Below are 7572 nucleotides of genomic sequence, written 5' to 3'. Positions count from 1 at the left end.
TTTCGGCCTCACATCACGCGCCTCACGCCGATCGCATTACGCAACAGCCCGGATCCCGTCGCAAAACGTCAGGAATGGGCTGTGAGCGTCACTGCCCATGCGTGCACCCCGATCGTTCGTCGACACGAGCGGCAGGGCCGCGACGCAAGCGCGCCAGGGAAGGTAGCCTTCGAGAAGTATGTTGATCAGGCTGCTTCGCACTTATCTGCACCCCTACCGCAATCAGTTGGTGGGGGTCGTTGTGCTCCAACTGATCTCCGTGATCGCGGCGTTGTATCTGCCGAGCCTCAATGCCGACCTCATCGACAACGGCATCACCAAGGGCGACATCGGCTACATCTGGTCGACCGGCCTGATGATGCTGGTGTTCACCTTCGTCCAGATTGTCTGTGCTGTCGGATCCGTCTTTCTCGGTGCCCGTGCGGCGATGGCGGCCGGACGCGACATCCGCGGCGCGGTGTTGCATCAGGTCGGCACGTTCTCCGCGCGCGAGATGGGCCACTTCGGAGCGCCGTCTCTGATCACGCGCAATACCAACGATGTTCAGCAAGTTCAGCTGCTTGTCGTCATGAGCTGCACGATCATGGTCATGGCGCCGATCATGTGTGTCGGCGGCATTTTCATGGCACTGCGTGAAGACCTCGGTCTGTCGTGGATTCTTGTCGTCGCGGTGCCCGCACTCGGACTCGTGATGGGCTACATCATCGTCAAGATGGTGCCGGAGTTCCGCTCGATGCAGGTGAAGATCGATGCGGTCAATCGTGTTCTGCGCGAACAGATCACCGGTATTCGAGTGGTCCGCGCCTTCGTCCGCGAGCGTAACGAGACGTGGCGATTCGGCGTTGCCAACACCGAACTCACCGAAACCGCGCTCAGTGTCGGTCGGCTGATGGCACTGATGTTCCCGGCGGTGATGCTCATCAGCAATATCACCAGCGTCGCGGTCATCTGGTTCGGCGGGTACGAGATCGAGTCCGGCGAAATGCAGATCGGTTCGCTGACCGCGATGCTCAGCTACATCATGCAGATCCTGATGTCGGTGATGATGGCGTCGTTCATGGCGATGATGGTGCCGCGAGCGTCCGTCTGCGCCGAACGGATCAGCGAGGTTCTCGACACGGAGACGAGTGTTCAGCCGCCGCGCAAGGCCGAACCTTTCGCCGCCCACCCAGGCCTCGTCGAGTTCGGTTTTGCCGAGTTCGCCTACCCGGGCGCCGCGGAACCGGTGCTCAAATCGATCAGCTTCCGCGCCGAACCCGGCGAGACCACGGCGATCATCGGCGCCACCGGTTCGGGCAAGTCGACACTGCTCAACCTCATCCCGCGTCTGATCGACGTCACCGACGGTGCCGTGTACGTCGGCGAGACGGATGTCCGCAATCTCGACCCCGACCTGCTGCGTTCCCAGATCGGCGTGGTGCCGCAGAAGCCGTACCTGTTCTCCGGAACGATCGCCAGCAACCTGCGCTACGGCAACCCCGATGCGACGGACGACGAACTGTGGCGCTGTCTCGAGATCGCACAGGCCGCCGACTTCGTCAGGGAGATGACCGAAGGACTCGACTCGCCGGTGTCCCAGGGCGGTACAACTGTCTCCGGTGGCCAGCGGCAGCGTTTGGCGATCGCACGAGCGTTGGTGAAGCGGCCGAGTATCTATCTCTTCGACGACTCGTTCTCGGCACTCGATCTCGCGACCGATGCGCGCCTGCGCGCGGCGCTCAAACCGGTGACCGAGCAGGCGACCGTCATCATCGTCGCGCAGCGTGTGTCGACCATCAAGGACGCTGACCGAATCATCGTGCTCGACGACGGCGCAATCATCGCGATGGGTAAACACGACAAATTGCTCACCGAATGCCCTGAGTACGCCGAGATCGTCGACTCGCAGATGGCGGCGACATGACCCGCCCGGGCATGGTCGCGCCGGGAGCGCCGGGCACCAAGCCGAAGTCGTTCGGCCCGTCGCTGAAGCGCCTGTTCAACCGCCTCGCGCCGGAACGTCTCGCTCTGCTGATCATCGTGGGACTCGCTGTTGTCAGCGTTGTTCTGACGACGCTCGGACCGAACATTCTCGGCCACGCGACCAACATCATCTTCGACGGAGTCGTCGGCAAGGATCTGCCTGGCAACACCAAAGAAGAAGCGATACAACAACTTCGGGCGAGCGGCGACAACACGGTCGCCGACATGCTCGCCAACATGGACGTGACGCCCGGCGTCGGTATCGACTTCGGTGCCGTCGGTCGAGTGCTTCTGCTCGTGCTCGTCATCTATGTCGTCGCATCGGTGTTCCAGTGGTTGCAGGGGTACCTGCTCAACATCACGATCCAGCGGACGGTCAAGCGTCTGCGCAGCGACGTAGAAGACAAACTGCATCGACTGCCGTTGAGCTACTTCGACGGGGCTGCCCGCGGCGATGTGCTCAGCCGGGTCACCAACGACGTGGACAACGTGTCACAGAGCCTGCAGCAGACGATCAGCCAGATGATGATGTCGGTCCTGTCGGTGCTCGGCATTCTCATCATGATGCTGTGGATCTCGCCGGTGCTGTCGCTGATCGCTATCCTGACGGTGCCCGCGGCCATCATCGTGACGGCCGAGATCGCCAAAAGGTCCAAGCCGCATTTCGCGGATCAGTGGAAGCACACCGGCTTGCTCAACGCTCAGGTGGAAGAGGCGTTCACCGGGCACGAGTTGGTCAAGGCGTTCGGTCGCAGTGCCGAGGTCGAGGAAGCGTTCGACAAGCGCAACGAGGAGCTGTTCCAGTCCAGCTTCAGGGCGCAGTTCATCTCCGGAATGATCATGCCTGCGATCATGTTTCTGGGAAACCTCAACTACGTTCTCGTCGCGGTCGTCGGTGGTCTTCGGGTCGCGTCGGGTCAGCTCAGCCTCGGCGAAGTCCAGGCGTTCATCCAGTACTCCCGTTCGTTCACGCAGCCGCTCACCCAAATCGGTGCGATGGTGAACCTGCTGCAGTCGGGCGTCGCCTCGGCCGAGCGGATTTTCGAGATTCTCGACGCCGACGAGCAACGACCCGATCCTGATCCTGAGGAGCGGCCGAACGTCGATCGCGGACGCGTCGAATTCGAGAGTGTCTCCTTCCGCTACGAGAAGGACACCCCGCTGATCGAGCGGTTGTCACTCGTCGCGGAGCCCGGTCAGGTGATCGCGATCGTCGGGCCGACGGGTGCGGGCAAAACGACGCTGGTGAACCTGATCATGCGATTCTACGAACTCGACTCCGGCTGTATCACCCTCGATGGCGTCGACATCTCGAAGATGAGCCGCGACCACCTGCGGTCGCGAATCGGCATGGTGCTCCAGGACACCTGGTTGTTCGGCGGCACGATCAAGGAGAACATCGCCTACGGGAACCCGATGGCAAGCGAGAAAGACATTCTTGCTGCAGCGCAGGCGGCGTACGTCGATCGTTTCGCGCACTCGTTGCCGGACGGCTACGACACCGTCATCGACGAAGAGGGCGGCGGCGTCAGCGCGGGAGAGAAGCAGTTGATCACAATCGCGCGGGCGTTCCTGGCGAAGCCGTCGATCCTGATCCTCGACGAAGCCACGAGCTCGGTCGATACGCGTACCGAGTCCCTCGTTCAGCACGCGACCGCGGCGCTGCGCAGCGACCGAACCAGTTTCGTTATCGCACATCGACTTTCGACCATCCGCGACGCGGACCTGATCGTCGTGATGGAACACGGACAGATCGTCGAGCAGGGCACGCACGATCGGCTGCTTACCAGCCGCGGTGCTTACTACCGGCTCTACAACAGCCAGTTCGTCGGCGCGGCTGCTGACGCCTGAGCACGCCTGGTTGGATGGGAGGGTGCCCTCCGAATCCATGCCCGACCTGTTCACCGTCACAACGCAACTGCCTGGCAAGCATGGCCGAACGGGACTGCTGACCACACCGCACGGCGAGATTCGGACCCCCGCTTTCATTCCGGTCGGCACCAAGGCGACGGTCAAGGCAGTTCTACCCGAGGCCGTGAAAGATCTTGGCGCGCAGGCAGTTCTGTCGAACGCCTACCACCTGTACCTGCAGCCCGGATCGGACATCATCGATGAGGCAGGCGGCCTGGGCGCGTTTATGAACTGGCCTGGCCCGACTTTCACCGACAGCGGTGGCTTCCAGGTCATGTCACTCGGCGTCGGCTTCAAGAAGGTGCTCGCCATGGAAGCGGTCGGCGTGCAGAACGACGACGTCATCGCATCCGGAAAAGAACGGCTTGCCAAGGTCGACGACGACGGGGTGACGTTCAAATCGCATCTCGACGGGTCGGCGCACCGGTTCACTCCCGAAGTGTCGATGCAGATCCAGCATCAGCTCGGTGCCGACATCATCTTCGCCTTCGACGAGTTGACCACTCTGCTGAATACCCGTGGCTACCAGGAGAGGTCGGTCGCTCGGACGCAGGCGTGGGCGATCCGCTGCGTCGCCGAACATGAGCGGTTGACAGCCGAGCGGTCGCACAAGCCCTATCAGGCACTCTTCGGCGTGGTGCAGGGTGCGCAGTACGAGGATCTGCGTCGCGAAGCCAGTCGCGGACTTGCCTCGATCACGGGGGAGACCGGTCGGGGATTCGATGGTTTCGGCATCGGCGGTGCGCTGGAGAAGCACAATCTCGGCACGATCGTCGGCTGGTGCAGCGACGAGTTGCCCGAGCACAAGCCGCGGCACATGCTCGGCATCAGCGAACCCGACGACCTGTTCGTCGCCGTCGAGAACGGTGCGGACACGTTCGACTGCGTCAATCCGTCACGAGTCGCTCGAAATGCTGCAATCTATTCTCCGACTGGACGTTTCAACATCAACACCAGTCGCTTCCGCCGCGACTTCACGCCCATCGACGACGAGTGCGACTGCTACACCTGCGCGAACTACACCCGCGCCTACCTGCATCACCTGTTCAAGGCGAAGGAGATGCTGGCGTCCACGCTGTGCACGATTCACAACGAACGATTCACCATTCGACTCGTCGATCAGATCCGCGAGAGTATCGATGGCGGCTGGTTCGACGACTTGAAGAAGCAGACGTTAGCCAGCTTTTACGGGAACTGAGACCGACGCCGCGTACGAGGGTTCGCGCTTCTTGATGAACGCGATCGCGCGGTAGGTGATCGGGAGGACCAACACCTCGACGAGCGTCTTCCACAGGAAGCCGACGATCACGTAGTTGACGAAATCTCGCCAGGTGGTGATGCCGATGACGCCGGCGGCGATCGAGCAGAAGATCAGCGTGTCGGCGAGTTCGCCGACGACCGTCGAACCGATCAGTCGTGCCCATAGATGCTTTTCCTTGGTGCGTTCCTTGATCAGGACCAGGACCAGCGAATTCAGCAGTTGGCCGACGAGATAGGCCATCAAGCCGGCGAACACCAGACGCGGCACGACGCCGACGACCGACTGGAACGAATCCTGGTTATCGTAGAACGCCGCCGAAGGCAGTTCGACGGCGACCCAGAAGCAGAACGCACCGAGGATCAGCGCGCCGAAGCCGAGCAGAATCGCCCTGCGCGCGGCCTTGAAGCCGTACACCTCGCTGAGGATGTCGCCGAGAATGTAGGCAAGTGGGAAGAGGAAGAAGGCGCCATCGGTGTTGATCGGCAGAATCTGCAGTGGACCGAGCGAAAGCTCCGACGCCCCGAAGAACGCCACGCCCTTCGACGCACAGACGTTGGAGATGATCAGCGTCGCGGTGAAGAGGGCAACAATGGTCGGGTAGAACCCCCTGCCGACGTGCGCAAACGCGGTGTCGGTGGAGATGGGGTCCTGCTCGTTGGGCTCGGTCACGCGCTACATCCAATCAGCAGGATGACCAGAGCGCACAATCGAGCGGTGGCCTACACGTCGCGTAGCTTGCGGAGCCGACCATCAAACACCTGACTGGCCGAGTCTCGAAGAATGAGAGACACGGCCTAGTCTTTCCGCTATGACCAACGCTGGCGGTAATGACGACTGGCTGCGCAAGCGCGACGACTCCGGCGCGGCGCCGGGTGCGACGCCACCCGCGGACGAAACGACTGTGAACCCATCGCCGTATCCACCGGCCGATCCCGGACCTCAGTACTCGGGTTATCCGCTCGATCCGAACGCCGCCCCGCAGCCGTACCCGAGTTATGGCGCCCCGCCGCCGCAGGGGACGCCGTACCCGACGCAGGCCTTTCCTCCGCAACCCAGCTACGAGCAGCCCGGTTACCCACAGCAGCCGAGCTATCCGCAGCAGCCGGGTTACCAACAGCCGGGCTATCCGCAGCAGCCCGGCTACCCGCAACAGCCGGGATATCCCGCCGCGTATCCGCAGTCGTTCGGTGACGTCCCGCGCCCTCAGGGGACCAACGGGATGGCCATCGGATCGCTGATTACCTCGATTTCGGCGATCCCGCTGTTCTTCTTCTGCTTCTTCCTTGCGCCTGTCGCATCGATCGTCGGCGGCATTCTCGGGTTCGTCGCGTTGAATCAGGTGAAGCAGTCCGGCCAGGAGGGACGCGGTGTTGCACTCGCGGGCTTGATCGTCGGAGCGGTCGGGCTTGTGTTGACCATCGTCCTCGCCATCATCTTCATCGTTGCGATCGGCAGTATCGACTACACCTACTGAGTCACGACCCAGGGCGTCCGGGGGAGTTGCGCAGGGTCGAACCCGTCGAGCAACTCCGCCGGCGTCGTTCCGTTCAGCTGCAGTGATGCCGCGATGATGCCGACGACATCGCGCGGGGTTCGGCCGGCGGCGAGGTGGTCGGCCAGCGTCACCGGTCCGTCCCGTTTGGCGAGCCGCTGGCCCTGTGAGTTCAGTGCAAGCGGGACGTGGACGTACTCGGGGACGGGCAGACCGAGCGTGTGCGCGAGGTAGACCTGGCGAGGAGTCGACGGCAGCAGGTCGTCGCCGCGGACCACTTGATCGATCTGCTGTTCTGCGTCGTCGACCACGACCGCGAGGTTGTATGCCGGAGTCAGGTCGCCGCGGCGCAGGACGAAATCGTCGACGACGCCGGTGTAGCTGCCGTGCAGTTCGTCGGTGATCGGCAACTCGTGGACAGTTGCTCGCAACCGCAACGCGGGAGCTCGACCTGTGGCCCGCAGCGCTGCACGCTCGGAGTTCGTCAGGTTGCGGCAGGTGCCGGGATAGGCGCCCTGCGGTGCGTGCGGCGCTGAAGCGGCCCGCTGGATTTCGCGTCGCGTGCAGAAGCATTCGTAGGTGGAACCGGCATCGTGGAGTCGGGCAGTCGCAGCCTCGTACAACGGCAAGCGCTCGGATTGCCGAACGACGGCGCCGTCCCAGTCGAGTCCGATCGCAGCGAGATCAGCGAGCTGACGCTCCTCGGAGCCGGACCGCGCGCGATCGAGGTCTTCGACCCGCAGCACAAAGCCGCGAGCCGTTGATCGTGCGAAAAGCCATGCGAGCAAAGCTGTTCGAAGATTGCCGAGGTGGAGGTCGCCCGACGGACTCGGTGCGAACCGACCGTGACCCGCAGCCGACCGCGGGACGAACTTTGCTGGGTTCACAACCGCCCAAGATACTGCAGGCGGCTACGCCGCTCGTGCGTCTTTTCGGCGGGCCCGCC

6 protein-coding genes are annotated in these 7572 nt (G+C 62.9%); 4 read left to right on the top strand and 2 right to left on the bottom strand.

All coding sequences use genetic code 11. The annotated features are described in order from the left end of the window. Positions 1 to 178: 178 nt before the first annotated feature. From ACHIRB_RS27915 to tgt, 3 genes are read left to right on the top strand one after another with little or no spacing between them, the layout of a single operon-like run. A complete protein-coding gene (locus ACHIRB_RS27915; RefSeq protein ID WP_395126027.1) occupies positions 179 to 1903 on the top strand; it encodes an ABC transporter ATP-binding protein in 1725 nt (574 codons plus the stop codon). Next, positions 1900 to 3813, top strand: coding sequence for an ABC transporter ATP-binding protein (locus tag ACHIRB_RS27910; RefSeq protein WP_395126026.1), 1914 nt, complete (start codon positions 1900 to 1902; stop codon positions 3811 to 3813). The genes ACHIRB_RS27915 and ACHIRB_RS27910 overlap by 4 nt, the downstream gene beginning before the upstream one ends. A gap of 37 nt (positions 3814 to 3850) precedes the next feature. After that, on the top strand, positions 3851 to 5071 hold the full coding sequence (gene tgt, locus ACHIRB_RS27905; protein ID WP_395126029.1) for a tRNA guanosine(34) transglycosylase Tgt: 1221 nt from the start codon (positions 3851 to 3853) through the stop codon (positions 5069 to 5071). Here the strand turns inward: tgt and ACHIRB_RS27900 are convergent. Beyond that, positions 5048 to 5803 (bottom strand): queuosine precursor transporter, encoded by a 756-nt coding sequence (locus ACHIRB_RS27900; protein WP_395126025.1) that lies wholly within the window; start codon positions 5801 to 5803, stop codon positions 5048 to 5050. The genes tgt and ACHIRB_RS27900 overlap by 24 nt on opposite strands. Positions 5804 to 5942: 139 nt before the next feature. Between ACHIRB_RS27900 and ACHIRB_RS27895 the strand changes: the two genes are divergently transcribed. Then, positions 5943 to 6608 (top strand): DUF4190 domain-containing protein, encoded by a 666-nt coding sequence (locus ACHIRB_RS27895; RefSeq protein ID WP_395126024.1) that lies wholly within the window; start codon positions 5943 to 5945, stop codon positions 6606 to 6608. On the opposite strand, the gene gluQRS is transcribed toward ACHIRB_RS27895, so the two are convergent. After that, positions 6602 to 7513, bottom strand: a complete 912-nt coding sequence (gene gluQRS, locus ACHIRB_RS27890) for a tRNA glutamyl-Q(34) synthetase GluQRS (RefSeq protein ID WP_395126023.1) — start codon at positions 7511 to 7513, stop codon at positions 6602 to 6604. The two genes, ACHIRB_RS27895 and gluQRS, sit on opposite strands and share 7 nt — an antisense overlap. Positions 7514 to 7572 lie beyond the last annotated feature (59 nt).

It is taken from the genome of Antrihabitans spumae (genome assembly GCF_043944905.1).
GTDB lineage: Bacteria > Actinomycetota > Actinomycetes > Mycobacteriales > Mycobacteriaceae > Antrihabitans > Antrihabitans spumae.
This window is presented reverse-complemented; position numbering and strand designations above follow the sequence as displayed.

Coding starts and splice junctions, on each gene's coding strand:
- ACHIRB_RS27915 (WP_395126027.1), top strand. CDS start 179: ATGTTGATCAGGCTGCTTCGCACTTATCTGCACCCCTACCGCAATCAG.
- ACHIRB_RS27910 (WP_395126026.1), top strand. CDS start 1,900: ATGACCCGCCCGGGCATGGTCGCGCCGGGAGCGCCGGGCACCAAGCCG.
- tgt (WP_395126029.1), top strand. CDS start 3,851: ATGCCCGACCTGTTCACCGTCACAACGCAACTGCCTGGCAAGCATGGC.
- ACHIRB_RS27895 (WP_395126024.1), top strand. CDS start 5,943: ATGACCAACGCTGGCGGTAATGACGACTGGCTGCGCAAGCGCGACGAC.